General features: G+C 61.8%; 14 protein-coding genes. 4 read left to right on the forward strand and 10 right to left on the reverse strand.

The genetic code is table 11. The features are described 5' to 3' along the window. Positions 1–40: 40 nt before the first annotated feature. Positions 41–550 (forward strand): RNA polymerase sigma factor, encoded by a 510-nt coding sequence (locus AC1D1Z_RS03525; protein WP_018243069.1) that lies wholly within the window; start codon positions 41–43, stop codon positions 548–550. Positions 551–552: 2 nt separating this feature from the next. Further along, positions 553–1,398, forward strand: a complete 846-nt coding sequence (locus tag AC1D1Z_RS03530; RefSeq protein WP_018243070.1) for an anti-sigma factor family protein — start codon at positions 553–555, stop codon at positions 1,396–1,398. Between the two features lie 56 nt (positions 1,399–1,454). On the opposite strand, the gene AC1D1Z_RS03535 is transcribed toward AC1D1Z_RS03530, so the two are convergent. Beyond that, a complete protein-coding gene (locus AC1D1Z_RS03535) occupies positions 1,455–2,435 on the reverse strand; it encodes a quinone oxidoreductase family protein (RefSeq protein ID WP_130652843.1) in 981 nt (326 codons plus the stop codon). 101 nt (positions 2,436–2,536) lie between these two features. Between AC1D1Z_RS03535 and AC1D1Z_RS03540 the strand changes: the two genes are divergently transcribed. After that, entirely contained in the window at positions 2,537–2,950 is a 414-nt protein-coding gene (locus AC1D1Z_RS03540) for a winged helix-turn-helix transcriptional regulator (RefSeq protein ID WP_477849519.1), read from the forward strand. 91 nt (positions 2,951–3,041) lie between these two features. On the opposite strand, the gene leuA is transcribed toward AC1D1Z_RS03540, so the two are convergent. From leuA to AC1D1Z_RS03555, 3 genes are all read right to left on the reverse strand, one after another. Then, a complete protein-coding gene (gene leuA, locus AC1D1Z_RS03545) occupies positions 3,042–4,793 on the reverse strand; it encodes a 2-isopropylmalate synthase (protein ID WP_018446700.1) in 1,752 nt (583 codons plus the stop codon). Between the two features lie 427 nt (positions 4,794–5,220). Beyond that, positions 5,221–6,450 carry a benzoate/H(+) symporter BenE family transporter gene (locus tag AC1D1Z_RS03550; protein ID WP_477849522.1) on the reverse strand — a complete coding sequence of 410 codons (1,230 nt, stop codon included), beginning with the start codon at positions 6,448–6,450 and terminating at the stop codon, positions 5,221–5,223. A gap of 142 nt (positions 6,451–6,592) precedes the next feature. Then, positions 6,593–7,177 carry an ATP-dependent Clp protease proteolytic subunit gene (locus tag AC1D1Z_RS03555; protein ID WP_003561390.1) on the reverse strand — a complete coding sequence of 195 codons (585 nt, stop codon included), beginning with the start codon at positions 7,175–7,177 and terminating at the stop codon, positions 6,593–6,595. Between the two features lie 231 nt (positions 7,178–7,408). On the opposite strand from AC1D1Z_RS03555, the gene AC1D1Z_RS03560 reads away from it, so the two are divergent. Further along, positions 7,409–8,176, forward strand: a complete 768-nt coding sequence (locus AC1D1Z_RS03560) for a DUF2076 domain-containing protein (RefSeq protein ID WP_018243075.1) — start codon at positions 7,409–7,411, stop codon at positions 8,174–8,176. A 136-nt stretch (positions 8,177–8,312) separates the two neighbouring features. On the opposite strand, the gene queF is transcribed toward AC1D1Z_RS03560, so the two are convergent. The 6 genes from queF to AC1D1Z_RS03590 all read right to left on the reverse strand — a co-directional run bounded on the left by queF (position 8,313) and on the right by AC1D1Z_RS03590 (position 15,643). After that, positions 8,313–8,777: a preQ(1) synthase gene (gene queF / locus AC1D1Z_RS03565; RefSeq protein ID WP_018446703.1), complete on the reverse strand. Its 465-nt coding sequence runs from the start codon at positions 8,775–8,777 to the stop codon at positions 8,313–8,315. Next, positions 8,777–9,691 carry a CDF family cation efflux transporter EmfA gene (emfA, locus tag AC1D1Z_RS03570; protein ID WP_018243077.1) on the reverse strand — a complete coding sequence of 305 codons (915 nt, stop codon included), beginning with the start codon at positions 9,689–9,691 and terminating at the stop codon, positions 8,777–8,779. Before emfA ends, queF begins: the two co-directional genes overlap by 1 nt. Positions 9,692–9,904: 213 nt before the next feature. Then, complete coding sequence (locus AC1D1Z_RS03575) at positions 9,905–10,576, reverse strand: DUF2161 domain-containing phosphodiesterase (protein ID WP_018243078.1); 672 nt, start codon at positions 10,574–10,576, stop codon at positions 9,905–9,907. A 15-nt stretch (positions 10,577–10,591) separates the two neighbouring features. Then, positions 10,592–10,831, reverse strand: a complete 240-nt coding sequence (locus tag AC1D1Z_RS03580) for a hypothetical protein (protein WP_003561395.1) — start codon at positions 10,829–10,831, stop codon at positions 10,592–10,594. A 121-nt stretch (positions 10,832–10,952) separates the two neighbouring features. Beyond that, complete coding sequence (locus AC1D1Z_RS03585) at positions 10,953–13,142, reverse strand: anthranilate synthase (protein WP_018243080.1); 2,190 nt, start codon at positions 13,140–13,142, stop codon at positions 10,953–10,955. A 266-nt stretch (positions 13,143–13,408) separates the two neighbouring features. Next, positions 13,409–15,643, reverse strand: a complete 2,235-nt coding sequence (locus AC1D1Z_RS03590) for a TonB-dependent hemoglobin/transferrin/lactoferrin family receptor (RefSeq protein WP_130652846.1) — start codon at positions 15,641–15,643, stop codon at positions 13,409–13,411. Positions 15,644–15,765 lie beyond the last annotated feature (122 nt).

The raw sequence follows: 15,765 nt of genomic DNA on the forward strand, positions 1-15,765 counted from the left end.
TTCGACCGCGAAACCATTGTGAATGCTTCTTGGATAGACAATGCGTCAGCCCGCAACGACCATCGATCTCCGGCGTGATCTCGTCGGCCTCCTGCCCCGCCTCCGCCGCTTCGCGATCACGCTCGCGGGTGAGGTTGCTGTGGCCGATGAACTCGTTCAGTCCGTCTGTCAGCGCGCCATCGCCAAAGGTCATCAATGGAGCGGCGAAGGCCGGCTGGAAAGTTGGATCTACACGCTTGCCCGCCAGCAATGGACCGACGACAACCGCAAGCGCAAGCCTAAGGCTTCCGTCCGCGGCAACGTCACCGATATTCGCGAGGCCGCGCGTGAACGCTCGGCCGCGGTCGATCCCGACACCATCCATCACATGATTTCCGATATGCCGGATGGCGTTTCCAGCATGTTCCTGCTTGTCGACGTCGAAGGCCACAGCTACCAGCAGGCGGCCGACATCATGGGCATTCCGGTGGCAAACGTCGTCTCGCAACTCGCCACCGCAAGGCTGCAATTTGCCGGGCTTGCCGGCACCCACCCGATCCACAGGTTCTGAATTTGCTCGATCTTAGGAAACTGCCGCTCGAAGCCCAGCTCACCGCCCTTCTCGATGGCGAAGTCTCGCCCGAACAGCGGCACGAACTGGAGCAGCGTCTGGCAAGCGACGAGAATGCGCGCCGGCTGCATGAGAAGCTGCGCCACGGGGCTGATTTCGGCCGCCGCCGCCTGGACGATATCCTGAAGGAGCCGGTGCCGCTCGCCCTCGTCCGTTCCATCAAGAGCACGCAACCGCCGAAAACGTCGATCGCCCAGCGCGCCACGCGCCCGCAAGTGAAACTGGCGCCGAGCGGCCCGCAGGCGCTGGCCGCCGCCCTCATTCTCTTTGCCGTCGGTTGCGGTATCGGCTATTTCGTCGGCACCGCCCCGGATGCCGACGAGATTGCCACCACGGCCACCACCAATCCGGCTCCGGCCAATACCAACGACTGGCTCGGCGACGTCACCGCCTATCAGCGCCTGCTGATCCGCCAGCCCCGCCATCTCGTCGAAGTGCCCGCCTCGCAGGCCGAGGAAATTTCCAGTTGGCTGACGACCGCGATCGGCGTGCCCTTCCGCGTGCCGGATCTGAGCGCTGAAGCCTGGACCTTCCAGGGCGCGCGCGTCATCCTCGGCGACAGCCGCCCTGTCGGGCAGCTCGTCTATTCGAATGCCGATGGCGACATCATCTCCATTTGCTTCCGCAAGGACGCGCAGCCGCCGGAAACCGACGACTTCAAGGAAACGATCAAGGACGAGATCGGCCTCGTGACCTGGCACAATGCCGGCACCTCCTACGTGCTCGCCGGCCCTTCCGCCGAAGCAACGCTCGGCCAGCTTGCCATGGAGATCGCCACCGCGATCTGATTGCCGGAGCATGATGACGAGCGGTTTCGCACGACGTCGTGCTCGTCTTCTTTGACTTAAGGCACCAGCACCACCTTGCCGACCGCCCTCCGCTCCTCGATGGCGCGATGCGCTTCCGCCGCTTGATGCAGTGGGAAACGACCGCCGTCGGTAACCGTCAAGGCGCCCGCTGCGGCAAGCTCGAAGAGCGCGGCAAGATCCTCCCGCACACCCTCAGGCGTCAGCAGCGGCAATAGCGAAAATCCCTTGATTGACTGATTGTCATCAAGCATGTGCTCGACATCGGCCGCCTCAAGCCCAAACCGCCCCATCGCCGCCAGCACCAGCTCGCCGCAAGGCGCCAGCACATCGAGCGCCGCCCGTGAAAACGCCCCGCCGACGGTTTCATAGATGATATCCACGCCGAGCCCTCCGGTCAGCCTCTTGACGTCCTCCTGCCAGCCGGGCGCCGTATAATCGGCCGCATGATCGGCGCCGAGAGATAGGGAAAGCGCCCTCTTTTCGTCACTGCTCGCCGCTGCGATCACCATCTTCGCCGCGTCGCGCCTCGCCAGTTGCAGGAGCAGAGAACCAACACCCCCGGCTGCTGCGTTGACGAGAACGATTTTGCCTTTCACGGGACTGCGGCGTAGGAGGTGCAGCGACGTCAACCCCTGCACCATCAGCGCGGCAGCCGCCTCGAAGGAGACCGCGTCGGGCAGCGGCACCACCGCCCCGCCATCAACCGCGGCGAACTCGGCATAACCGCCCGAACCGCGCCCGATCGCAAAGAGAGGAACGGCAACCCGCGTGCCAATCAGCGAGCGGTCGGCACCAGGCCCTGCTCGCTCGATTATACCCGCGACCTCGACACCGGGAAACATCGGCAGGTCAGGCGTTGCGGCATAGCGGTCAGCCCGCATCAACACCTCGAAGAAGTTGACACCCGCCGCGTGAACGCGGATGAGAACCTCGCTCGGGCCCGGCTCGGGAACCGGCAGTTCCACGAGCTCGAGGACATCGGGCGGACCGAAGCGAGTGAATTGAACGGCTTTCATGGCAGATGAACCTCACGTCTGATTGGCGTGGGGCAGGTTTAGCAATAGGATATCAGGCAAAAATACACACTCTTTAGTGCCCTACCCACCAGGAGGTGACCATGGCTGAGCCGATGAAAAGACTGCCGGAACTGCCGGTCGAGCGCGCGCTCAAGGTGATCTCGGGGCGCTGGAAGCCAGTCATCCTCTATTACGTCTTCTCCGGCCCGAAGCGTCTGTCGGAGCTGAAGYGGATGATGCCCGCCATCACCCAGAAGGTGCTGATCCAGCAGCTGCGCGAGATGGAGGAGCACGGGCTGGTCGCCCGCCAGATCTTCGCCGAAGTCCCCGGCCGCGTCGAATACAGCGCGACCGAACTCGGCCTCGGTCTCGAACCGGTGTTGCTGGCGCTCTGCCAATGGGGTCAGTGGCACGCCGAGGCGCGCGACGAGGCCGACGAGATCGCCGACTGCATCGTCAGGCCRCGCAGCGCTACAGCGCCGCGCGTCTTTTCAGACGCGCAAAGGGCGCTGTAACATTTTGAATTGCTGCATAATTTTATCCTTGAATCGATTCCGATCTAAGGAATTATGCAGTAGTGCGATCGCGGCCTGAGACCTGCCGAAATCAGGCCTTGCCAGCCTTCACGTCGAGCACGCGGTTGGCGGCCGAGACGATCGCCTCCAGCGAAGCTGCGACGATGTTGGTATTGATGCCCGCGCCGAAAAGTTTGCCACCAGGATAGGAGGTCTCGACGTAGGAGATCGCCGCTGCGTTCGAGCCATGCTGGAGCGAATGCTCGGAATAGTCCTCGACCGACATCTCGATGCCGAGATAATGCGACAGCGCATTGATGAAGCCGTCGATCGGACCGTTGCCGCGCCCTTCGATGCGCTTGATCTCGCCATTGTCGGTGATCTCGGCTGCGACGATCCGCTGGCCCTTGTGCTCAGTGTCAGGATAGGTGTGATGGTCGACGAAGCGCAGGCGCCCTTCCGGCTGCGTCACGTAGCGCTCGATGAAGCGGTCGTAAATGCGCCGGGACGGAAGCTCTTTGCCCTCTACGTCGGTGATGCGCTGGATATCTTCGCGGAATTCCACCTGCAGGTTGCGCGGCAGGTTCAGCCCGTAATCCTGTTGCAGGATATAGGCGATGCCGCCCTTGCCGGACTGCGAGTTGATGCGGATGATCGCCTCATAGGAACGACCGACATCGCGCGGGTCGATCGGCAGGTACGGGACTTCCCACACGGGATGGTTGGCGACCTGTGCTGCCTTCATACCCTTGTTGATGGCATCCTGATGCGAGCCGGAGAAGGCCGTGTAGACCAGCTCGCCGACGTAAGGATGACGCTCGCCGATCGCCATCTGGTTCGAATATTCGAACACTTCCTTGATGCGTTCGATATTCGAGCAGTCGATCTCGGGATCGACGCCCTGCGTGAACATGTTCAGCGCCATCGTCACCATGTCGACATTGCCGGTACGCTCACCATTGCCGAAGAGCGTGCCTTCGACGCGGTCGGCACCAGCCAGCAACGCCAGTTCGGCAGCGGCGATGCCGGTGCCGCGATCGTTATGCGGATGCAGGGAAACGATCAGGTTCTCGCGATTGTCGAGGTTGCGGCACATCCATTCGATCTGGTCGGCATAGACGTTCGGCGTCGCCATCTCGACGGTGGACGGCAGGTTGATGATCAGCTTGTTATCGGGCGTCGGCTTGACGACCTCGATGACGGCATTGCAGATCTCCAGCGCCACATCGAGTTCGGTGCCGGTAAAGCTCTCCGGCGAATATTCGAAACGGTAACCGCCGCCGGCCTTCGTGGCCATATCGGTGATCATCTTGGCGGCATCGACGGCGATCTGCTTGATCCCCTGCACATCCTTGGCGAAGACGACGCGGCGCTGCAACTCGCTGGTGGAGTTGTAGAAGTGCACGATCGGCCGATTTGCGCCTTCCAGTGCTTCGAAGGTACGGGTGATGAGTTCCGGGCGGCACTGTACCAATACCTGCAGGGAGACGTCGTCGGGCACATTGCCCTCCTCCACGCACCAGCGGGCAAAGTCAAAATCGGTCTGCGAAGCCGAGGGGAACCCGATCTCGATTTCCTTGAAGCCCATCTCGATCAGCAGTTGGAACATGCGCGCCTTGCGATCGTGGCCCATCGGGTCGACGAGCGCCTGGTTGCCGTCGCGCAGGTCGACCGAGCACCAGACCGGTGCCTTGGTAATGGTCTTCGTCGGCCATGTGCGGTCGGGAATGTTCACCTGCGGATAGGCCCGGTATTTCACCGCGGCGTCGGGCATGCCTTTTGCGGGGGCCGTCTTGTTTGTGGAGGCCACCTTATTTTGGGAAGATTGCGTCTTCGCGTCCATCGTATCGTCTCCTCGTCCCGGCATTTGCCCGCTCTTAGCCGATCACGTCGGGCTTGGCGATAAACAAATGCGGACCTTGTCGGTCGTTAGGTCAATTTTGAAAGTGAGTCGCGAGGAGCGATGGCCGGCGGGCTTTCGGCCGCCGGGCGCTCCTCAAAGGACCCGGCAACCGCGCGTAAGGCCGAGGAGAAGAAGCGAGGTCAGGGCGCGCGTATTGTCACGCAGGGCGATGCGGCCGCGTGCAATCGTGTCAGAAATTCTGGCGCCAGTGGTCTTCATGACCGCGCTTATAGCCTCGGACGGTAAAGCTGGCAAGTCCTTGCCCGGCTTTTGGTGGCCGCCAACATTCGACGAACTGCCCAGCTATTGCCGCGGAGCTGCTTGAAAGCGCCAGGATCCGGCATTTGGAGAGCACAACGACCTTCCGTTACCTCSACTGAGTTCGGTCTTTCCAAATCTTCACCAACCGCGACAGCGCCAGCATCAGCCCACCCGCGATCAGGCCCCAGAAGGCACCGGAAATGCCGCCGAAGGAAACGCCGGAGGCGGTGACAAGGAAGGTGATTGCCGCCGCCTCGCGCGAGTCCGGCGCCTGGAAGGCCGACATTGCCGAGGACGAGAAGGCTCCGACCAGCGCCAGCCCCGCTACCGCCTCGATCAGGATCGAAGGTGCGAGCGCGACGAAGGCCGTCACCGCGCCGGCGAGCAGCCCGAGAATGATATAACCGACGCCGGCGATCAGTGACGCCCAATAGCGCCGCTTCGGATCGGCATGGGCGTCCTGTCCGGCGCACATTGCCGCGGTGATCGCTGCCAGATTGACCGCGTGGCCGCCGAACGGCGCCGACAGCAGCGAGAAGAAGCCAGTGACGGCAAAGAGCGGACCGGGCTTTGGATCGTAGTGGTTGACCTTCAGCACCGCGATACCCGGAATGTTCTGCGAGGCCATGGTGACGATGAAGAGCGGCAGCGCGATCGAGATGAGGCCGGCAAGATTGAACACCGGCCGGACGATCTCCACCGTCGGCACCAGTGATTGTTCCAGCGAGCCGAGCGCATCGTCAGGGATATCGACGCCGAAGGCGAGCACCAGCACGAAGGCCGCGAGTGCTGCCGGCACCGCCCAAAGCCGCTTGAAGGCGCCGACGACGATCCAGGCGACGACGATTGGCAGGCCGAACAGCGGATTGAAGCCGATCGCCTTCACCGGCGCGAAGCAGAGGCCGATCAGCACACCGGCAAGCATCGCATTGGCGAGTGGTGCCGGAATGGCAGCAACCGCCCGCCCGAGCGGCTTGAACAGTCCCGCAACGATAATCAGCACAGCACAGATCAGGAATGCCCCGACCGCCGCATTGAAGCCGCCCTCGATCGCCCCGGTACTTGCCAGCAGTGCGGCACCCGGTGTCGACCAGGCGATGCTGACCGGCAATCGGGTCACGGCACTTAGCACGATCGCGCAGACGCCCATGGAAATCGACAATGCCATCAGCCCGGAAGCCGCCTGTACATCCGTGGCGCCGACCGCCTGCAGCCCGTGCAGCACAACGGCGAAGGAGCTGGCGGAACCGACGAAGGCGGTCAGCAGCCCCATGAACAGGGCTTGGACGGAAAAATCTTTGAGCATGACGGGACTCGAGCTGCGCGAATGCCGCATGGAGCATGATGGTTGTCGCAGGCGCAAGCCCGGATTCATTGCTTTCCGTTCAGACCTTGCCGCTAGCACTATCCGAAAACAGAACGCCCTCACCTGCGATCGGCAGGCAAGGGCGGGTTCTTGCAGTTTTGGCTGAGAAAACTCAGATATCGGCCTGCGACGTCACGATCCGTGAAACGAGGCCATATTCCTTCGCCTCTTCGGCCGAAAGCCAGTAGTCGCGATCCGTATCCTTGTCGATCTTGTCGAGCGGCTGGCCGGTGGCCGCTGCCATGATCCTGTTCAGACGCTCGTTCATCTTGATGATCTCGCGCGCCTGGATTTCGATGTCGGATGCCATGCCGCGCGTGCCGCCGGAGGGCTGATGCAGCAGGAAGCGCGTGTTCGGCAGGCACAGGCGCCGCTCCTTCGGAGTGGCGACATAGATCAGCGCGCCGGCGGAGGCGACCCAACCGGTGCCGATCATCCAGACCTTCGGCTTGATGAACTTGATCATGTCATGAATGGAATCGCCGGATTCGACGTGGCCGCCGGGCGAATTGACATAGATGCGGATGTCCTCGTCGCTGGCAGCAGCAAGCGCCACAAGCTGCGAGCAGACCTTCTGCGCCAATTCCTGATTGATCGGTCCGTAGATGAAGATCGAACGCGACTTGAAAAGATTCGCCTCCGTTTCCTTGCCGAGCGGCAGTTCCTTCGTCTTGTCGTCCTGGTCTTCGTCGTTCATTCGAACCTCTTGGAGATGAATTCGGGTTCCTCGCACATAGTGCGACTCAATGCCTAAAACAATGCGGGAAAAACACAAGGCACCGAAGCGATGGAGATATCCTTAAGAAGCCGCGCGCCGTTCTGCAAGCCTTACTGAATTGTAACGGCGAAAGGCTTTGAAAAGCCTAAATCGGTTCCTACCTCAGCCTCACGCGGCAAATGCCGCATCAGATCATTAGGAGGCAGGACAATGTCACCCGAAGAACGCCAATTGCTGACCGCCCTCTTCGACCGCGTGCGCACCGCCGCAGCCACGCCGCGCGACCGCGACGCCGAAGCCCTGATCGACCAAGCGACGCGTGAGCAGCCGTCGGCCACCTATTATCTGGCCCAGGCCGTCATCGTTCAGGAAAAGGGGCTGGAGGCGGCCGCCAACCACATCAAGGAACTCGAGGAGCATGTTCGCCAGCTGGAAGCCGGCGTGAGCGAACACCGCCAGGCCGAACAGGGCGGCGGCTTCCTGAGCTCGATCTTCGGCAACACCCAGACGCAGCAGCCGGCCCCAGTTCCGTCCAACCCCGGTCCTTGGGGCCAGTCCCGCAGCTATGACGATCCCCGCGACGGCAATGTCCGCCAGACGCCACAACAGCCGACCGGCCCCTGGAGCCAGCAGGCCTATGCGCCGTCGGCCGGCGGCAGCTTCCTGCGCGGCGCACTCGGCACGGCAGCGGGCGTTGCCGGCGGCATGCTGCTTGCCAATTCGCTGAGCGGCATCTTCGGCAACCACATGTCCTCGCTCGGCTGGGGCTCGCCCTTCGGCGCCAATCCCTTCGGCAATGCCAGCGCCCCCACCGAGGAAACCGTCATCAACAACTATTACGGCAATGACGACACCCGCCAGGCCTCCGATAACGCCGGCGACAAGGACGACGACAACGCCAACGTGCAGCAGGCCGATTACGACGACGGCGACGATTACGCCGACGACTCGTCCAGCGACGACGTTACGGATGTGTGAGATCTAGCGGCCAAAGAATGGGCGGCCGTTGGCTTTACATTGCCGCACCGTCGCCCGGCCCTTCGCTTGGGCTCAGGGCGTTCGCTGCTGCAATCGATTCACTGGATCGATTGCTCGGGCTGCGCCCGAACGCAACTCACCCACGGCCGCGATAGCTGGCAACGCCCTGTTCCGGCAGCCACACGCCTTCCGGCGGCTTGCCCGTCTGCCAGAAGACGTCGATCGGAATGCCGCCACGCGGATACCAGTAGGCGCCGATCCTCAGCCACCGGGGATCGAGCAACTCGACGATGCGCTTGGCGATGTAGATCGAGCAATCCTCGTGGAAAGCGCCGTGATTGCGGAAGGAATGCAGGAAGAGCTTCAGCGACTTCGATTCCACCAGCCATTCGCCCGGAATGTAGTCGATGACGATATGGGCGAAATCCGGCTGCCCGGTCATCGGGCAGAGCGAGGTGAATTCCGGCGCGGTGAAGCGCACGACGTAATCGGTGCCGGCATGGTTGGACGGCACTTTTTCAAGCACCGCCTCCTCCGGCGATTGCGCGGTTTCGGTCTGCTGACCCAGCATCGACAGGCTGGAAACATCGGTACTCGGCATTATGCCTCCTTGACGACTTTGACGCGGATGCCGTGAGCCTTTTCGCCCTCCGGCTCCACATGAATTGCGATAGTGGCGCCCTCGTGCACTGCCCTGATGGCATCCTCAAGGCGGTCGCATATATCATGCGCCTGCCGCACGGACATCCCACCGGGCACCACCATGTGAAAATCGATGAAGGTGACGGTGCCTGCCCGCCTCGTTTTCAGGTCGTGCACGCCGATCGAACCCGCCGCATGGGTGGCAATCGCCTGCTTGATCGCTTCTTCCTCCTGCGGCTCCACCGCCTGGTCCATTAGCCCGCCAATCGATTGCGAGATCACCTTCCAGCCCTGATAGAGGATGTTGACGGCAACGAGAATGGCAAGCACCGGGTCGAAGATCGCATAGCCCGTTGCCAGCGCCAGCAGCAGACCGACGAGCACGCCGACAGAGGTCACCACGTCGGACATGATGTGCTGTCCATCCGCCGTCAGTGCCGCCGAACGATGCCTGCGTCCGGTTCTGATCAGCAACCGCGCCCAGACCGCATTGATGACACCGGCCGCGAAATTGATCGCAAGCCCGAGCACAGGTGCGTCCAGCATGCGCGGCTCGGCGAGATAACCGACGGCTTCGTCGACGATCAGCAGGGCAGCGACGACGATCAGCACGCCCTCGGTGACGGCAGACAGATATTCCGCCTTATGATGGCCGAAGGGGTGATCGTGATCGGCCGGCTTCTGCGCATAGCGGATCACGAAGAAGGCGATGAAGGCGGCAGCGACGTTGACCGACGATTCGAGCCCGTCCGACAGCAGCGCCACCGACCCGGTAACCCACCACGCCACCATCTTCAGACCCATGACGCCGAGCGACAGTGGAATCCCCCACATCGCCAGCTTCCGAACCGTAAGATCGCCGTTGTCACTCATATCGTCCCCCTGCGGTTGCGAATGAATTGCAGCATCTAAGCCGTTGAAACGCAAAACCGCCCACGCGAATGTCGCGCAGGCGGTTCAGTTGAGGGTGATATGGGCGATGATGGAGGATTTGTCAAAGGGGAATGACACGCCCTTCACAGGCGTTACCGTCCCCGGCCGAAAAACAGCCCCAACGAGCGATCCCGATGCCCGGTACAGCGCGGCTCAAGGAGCGGGGTCGGAGAGCAAAGATTGCGGCCAGCGCAAAAGAGCAGCCTGCCCTACAGACGTCAGGGCGTAGACGCCCTTGTCCACGCGTTCGAACCATCCGTAGACGTTGTCACGCAGGATCGAGCCGGCCTTGGGCGTAAGCGCCTTCATATCCCGCGGCCGCACCAGTCCCTGGGCGAGTGCTGAAGCACAGAGCAGCGCCTGTTGGCGATAGGCGGTCATGATCGGCGCCCGCGAGCCACCACCGACGGCGGGATCCCCACGGCGGCGCTGATGCTCCTTGACGAGGCGCGAGCGCCGTTTCGGATTGGTGCGCGGCATCGGCGAGACGGAACTGACGATGACGCTGACCTCGCCCCCATCGGAGACGCCGAGCATGCCGATACCGAGCCTTCGGCAGAGATCGCGGTAGCGTCTATCGGCCTCTCGCCCGCGGCCCTTGGCGGAAACGCGGGCCGCAACCCAGACTTCATCGCTCAACGCCGCGCGATCGACCGCCTGGAGAAGCAGTTCGAGGTTGAAGGAGAGTTTCAATTCGCAGACCACCACGACCGGCGGTTCGGCACCGCTCAAGCCGACGAGATCGCATCCGCCGACCTCGCCCTTCACGACATAACCGGCCGCCTCCAGGAAGGCTTTGACCGGCAGGTAGAGCGACGTCTCCATGGTGAAAACGGCGCCTCAGGCGGCGTTGAGATCGGCAATCTCGCCATATCGTGCAAGCAATCGCGGCGACGACATGTCGCCGGTTTCCTCGTCGACGATCACGGCATAGGCGGCCACGCCGACGAAACGCTCAGCCATCGCCGAAGCGATCTTTTCCGCGCTGACGGAGTTCGATGCCTGGCGCATTTCGCCGGGCACGAGATTGCCGCGGTTCTTGCGGTAAGGGAGAACGATGAACTTTTCAGCATTGGCCACGGCGATAGGTTCCAATTGATCGTTCCTGAAATGTTCTGATTTGCCGGAAGAAGTCAAGTCGCGGCCCGACGGCCCAATGGCCGGCCCTTCCCACAGGAGGAAGGGCCAGGCGAAATTGCGGTCAGGCAGCCTTCGTCTTCACCTTGCGTGCCAGATGCGCCACGACATTTTCGATCATCCGCATCCCTGCATCGCCACCGAGCGTCATGATCGATTCCGGATGAAACTGCACCGCGGCGATCGGCTCCTTGGCATGTTCGATGCCCATGATCGTGCCGTCGTCGCTTTCCGCCGTGATGATGAACTCGCGCGGCAGCGTCGAGGGATCGGCAAAGATCGAGTGATAGCGACCAACCGTCACCTCCTTGGCAAGGCCGGAGAAGACGATGCCTGGCTCCAGCACGCGGATGCGCGACGGCTTGCCGTGCATCGGCAGCGCCAGATGGCGCAGTTCCCCGCCGTAGGCTTCGGCGATCGCCTGCAGACCGAGGCAGACACCGAAGATCGGCAGGTTGCGCGCCCGCGCCTTCTTGATCGTCGCCTTGCAGTCGAAATCCTTGGGCGTTCCAGGTCCAGGTGACAGCACGACGAGGTCCGGGTTCAGCCTGTCGAAGATTTCCTCCGGCACCGGTGTGCGCACGGTCGAAACCGTCGCCCCCGTCTGGCGGAAGTAATTGGCGAGCGTGTGGACGAAGCTGTCCTCGTGATCGACGAGCAGGATGCTGACGCCCTTGCCGACGCTCGCGACGTCGCGCTGGACCCTGCCGGAATTGCCGGTCTTGGCGTCTCGGATGGCGGAAAGCATGGCAGAGGCCTTCAATTCTGTTTCGGCTTCTTCTTCGTCAGGAATGGAATCGTTGAGCAGCGTCGCACCGGCGCGCACCTCGGCGATACCGTCCTTGATGCGCACGGTGCGCAGCGTCAGGCCGGTGTTCATGTCGCCGTTGAAGCCGACCATGCCGATCGCCCCACCATACCAGGCGCGTGGGCTTTTTTCATGGCTCTCGATGAAGCGCATCGCCCAGAGCTTCGGGGCGCCGGTGACGGTGACGGCCCAGGCGTGGCTGAGAAAACCGTCGAAAGCGTCCATGTCGTCGCGCAGCCGCCCTTCGATATGGTCGACCGTGTGGATGAGGCGCGAATACATCTCGATTTGCCGGCGGCCGATCACCTTGACCGAACCCGGCTCRCAGACACGGCTTTTGTCGTTGCGGTCGACATCCGAGCACATGGTGAGCTCGGACTCGTCCTTCTTCGAATTCAGGAGCTTCAGGATCTGCTCGCTGTCGGCGATCGGATCGTCACCGCGCTTGATCGTGCCCGAAATCGGGCAGGTCTCGATGCGACGGCCGGAAACGCGCACGAACATTTCGGGCGAGGCGCCGACCAGATATTCCTGATGGCCGAGATTGATGAAGAAGGAATAGGGCGACGGATTGATCGCCTTCAGCCGCTTGGAAATGTCGGACGGCTTGCTGTCGCAACGCTCCATGAATTTCTGCCCGGGCACGACTTCGAAGAGGTCGCCCTTGCGGAAACTTTCCTTCGCCTTGGTGACGAGCTCGGCATATTCGCCTGGCCGGTGATCGCTCTTGGGCGGAATGGCATCCGTGTGTTTGAAGGGCTCCGCTGCGATATGCTGGGCCTTGCCCTCCGTCGTCACGCCGTCTTTTTCGAAGTCGTAACGGTCGACCCAGGCCTTGGCGGCGTAGTTGTCGACGACGAGGATCTCGTCCGGCAGGTAGAGCACCATGTCGCGCTGGTCGGAGGGTCGCGTCAGCTTCAGATCGATCGCGTCGAACTGGAAGGCGATGTCGTATCCGAAGGCGCCGTAGAACCCGAGGCTCGCATCCGCCTGCGAATAAAACAGGTCGGTGACGGCGCGCAGCACGGTGAAGACCGTCGGCATCTTCGAGCGCTCTTCCTCGGTAAACACCCGGTCCGGCGTCTTGACGGTGAGGTCGAGGCGACGGGCGGAAGAAGCGCCGAGCACGATGTCGGACACCGTCTTCAGCCGCTCGGTCACGAAGCCGAGGATTACCTCGCCGCGTTCATTATAGGCCTCGATCCAGACGTCGCGCCCGAAGGAAGAGATGCCGAGCGGCGGATCGACGACGGCGGTATCCCAGCGCGTATAGCGGCCCGGATATTCGTAGTTCGACGAAAACACCGCACCGCGGCGCTCGTCGAGCTTGTCGACATAGGAAGAGACCGCATCGCCGTAGGGGATCGCCCGCCGCTGCCGCGTGACTGATATGCCGCCTTTGGTCTCGTAGATTTCCGCACCATCATCCCGCAGGATCGTTACCATTGTTCCACTCCGTTATCGGGGCCCGGACGACAGGCGGCCATAAAACAAAAAAAGCCGCCTCGAAGTTTCGGGCGGCTCACTCGTCGTCTTTGAACACGATTGGTCGAGGCCGCCTTAGCGAACCCACCACCAAACTGCAATGTTCAAGGACTTGATCATGGAAAAATTGTTAGCCTGAGATCAGCCATTGCGCAAGAGGCGAATGCGGGAATGAAAAAGGGCGGCCCGAAAGCCGCCCCTCCCCAGCCTTGAAGAGGTGATCGTGATCAGAAAGTCTTGGTGATCGACACCTTGAACGTACGGCCCGGCTCCGAATACCACTCCTGCGGCTGCGACGCCGTCACCGAGGTCAGGTTGACGTCGCGCACGGCGAGCGCATTGTAATGCTCCTGATCGAAGATGTTGTAGACACCTCCCTGGATCCGCAGACCCTTCAACTGTTCCGGCGTCCACCATGCCGTCAGATCGACGACACCATAACCGGGCGCATCGAATGTGGTCGCAACATCGTCGTCAGGCATGGCTGCCGAAAGCGTCGAGGAAAGATCGAAACCGTAGTTGTCGTTGCTCCAACCGCCGCCGATGATCGCCTTGAAGGGAGCAACCGATCGCAAGTATTTGCCTGTATCCTCGTTGCGGCCATAGGCATAGGCAAGCGACGCATGCAGGTTGATGCCGTTGTTGAACGACTTGACGGCACTGGCTTCAACACCCGAAATCGTGGCCGCAGACACGTTGGTGTAATTAAATGTCGTGAAGCCGGTCGCGTCGACGCTCGTCACCGTCTGGATAAAGTTCTGGTAGCGGGTGTGGAAAGCCGCAATCCGACCGGTAAAATCGCCCGTGTCGAAATTGGCGCCGATTTCGACGCCGCGGCCGATTTCCGGTTCCAGATCAGGATTGCCAAGCTGGGCATAACGACTCGTCGGGTTGTAGAAGCGGCTGTAGAGCTCGTCCACGGTGGGTGCACGGAAACCGACTGCCAGCTGTGCGTAAATCTGCACGTCAGGCGTCAGCTCGTATGTCGCAAGAATCTTCGGCGACAGGCCGGCTTCCGTCCGATCGTTTAGGTCCCCGAAACGGGTAAGCCCGGTATTGCTTGCGAAACTTCCGCCGGTCGAGGGATTGTAGTTGAACCAGTCGAAGCGGAAGCCGGGTGTCAGCGCGAAGCCGGTATTGCCGATTTCGATTTTGTCTTCGAAGGTCAGCCCAAGATTCTGGCTGTCGACATTGGGCACTTCCGCCTGGTTGTTCAGCGCCGGGCACGTTGTGGGCGTCGGGCAAAGGGCCCAGCTATACTGGCTCCAGCTCGAAACGCCGACGTCGAGACCAACGCGAACGGAATGGCTGAGACCGGAATATTCGAAATCCTTCGTCGCCGTGCCGCGGAAGCCCCAGGTTTCGTTTTCTATCTGGTTGTTACGGCCATAAGCCACATTGGCAGTCGTACGGCCTCTGCTGCCGGCTTCCTTCTTCAGATCCAACCAGTAAAGCGTGGCTCGCGCACTGCTGAAGAATGCGTCGGAAGACTGCGCCTCATAATCGTAATCGAGAGAAACTCGGTCGCGGTCGCGCAATTCGCGGCCGTCATAATTGTCGATCAGGAAGTTGCGGGGCGTAGTGCCGCCCTGGAGCTCGCGCAGGTCGGTCTTGAGATCGCGCCGGAAGCGTTCGGCCGTCAGGCCGATGCGATGACCACCTTCGAGCTCCTGGCGCAGCTTGAAGAGCAGGTTGTGCTGGTCGAAATCGGCGGGATCCGCCTCGGTACGAGGACGGCCATAGCTGTCATTGTCACCCATATTGTCGCGTTCATGGCCCTTGCGGTAGCCGCCCTGAAACAGGATCGACGTGTTGCCGATCTTCTTGGCAGCCGCCACCGAGCCGGAAATGCTGCGGTCTTCGCTGTCGTATGTCGACTTGACGATCGCACCCCAATCACGGCCTTCGGGAATAAGATCCTCCGGCTCGAGCGTATTGAGAACGATGGCGCCGCCGAGCATTCCCGAGCCACCCTTGCTCGAATCCGCGCCTCGCACAATATCGAGCGAGGAAAGCGAATCGAAATCGAAGGTGTCGCCGCCGCCATTGGCGTTGGCCGGCGCGAAAGCGCCCTGGCGCGAACTATTCGAAATATACGGGATCGGAATGCCGTCGATGGTGGTCAGGATGCGAGCGCCGGAAAGGCCGCGCAGGTTGAAGCCCGCGTCGCCGCGTGAATAGTTCACACCTGCATCGACGCTGCGGCCGATATCGTCAAAATTGGTGACCTGCTTTTCTTCCAGCGTCTTGGCGGTGATCTCGGTCGCAAGCGGCGTGTCGGCGACGCTGCCCGGCGCCACGCGTTTGCCCTTGACGACGATCTTCTGCAGAACAGTGCTGTCCTCCGCGGTCGCTTGCGGCGTGGTTGCCGGAGCGCTTTGCGCGAAAGACTGCGAAACAGGAAGAACAACTGTGGCTGCCGTGCAGACCAATAGAACCGAACGCCAATGCCGGACGATCATAACCTACCCCTTAATGATGATTACCGGGCTGGCTGGTCGTGGCGCGTCGAACGCTCGATGGGCTGGCTGGGCTTTTGCGGATGAAGACGATGCAGAATTCCGCCTTCTTTTTGCCGCATAAA

The sequence above is a fragment of the Rhizobium sp. P1_E1 genome (assembly GCF_056406015.1).

Excerpts from the sequence above, each read along its gene's own strand:
- AC1D1Z_RS03525 (WP_018243069.1), top strand. The coding sequence starts at position 41 with ATGCGTCAGCCCGCAACGACCATCGATCTCCGGCGTGATCTCGTCGGC.
- AC1D1Z_RS03535 (WP_130652843.1), bottom strand. The coding sequence starts at position 2,435 with ATGAAAGCCGTTCAATTCACTCGCTTCGGTCCGCCCGATGTCCTCGAG.
- leuA (WP_018446700.1), bottom strand. The coding sequence starts at position 4,793 with ATGGACGCGAAGACGCAATCTTCCCAAAATAAGGTGGCCTCCACAAAC.
- AC1D1Z_RS03555 (WP_003561390.1), bottom strand. The coding sequence starts at position 7,177 with ATGAACGACGAAGACCAGGACGACAAGACGAAGGAACTGCCGCTCGGC.
- AC1D1Z_RS03560 (WP_018243075.1), top strand. The coding sequence starts at position 7,409 with ATGTCACCCGAAGAACGCCAATTGCTGACCGCCCTCTTCGACCGCGTG.
- queF (WP_018446703.1), bottom strand. The coding sequence starts at position 8,777 with ATGCCGAGTACCGATGTTTCCAGCCTGTCGATGCTGGGTCAGCAGACC.
- emfA (WP_018243077.1), bottom strand. The coding sequence starts at position 9,691 with ATGAGTGACAACGGCGATCTTACGGTTCGGAAGCTGGCGATGTGGGGG.
- AC1D1Z_RS03575 (WP_018243078.1), bottom strand. The coding sequence starts at position 10,576 with ATGGAGACGTCGCTCTACCTGCCGGTCAAAGCCTTCCTGGAGGCGGCC.
- AC1D1Z_RS03590 (WP_130652846.1), bottom strand. The coding sequence starts at position 15,643 with ATGATCGTCCGGCATTGGCGTTCGGTTCTATTGGTCTGCACGGCAGCC.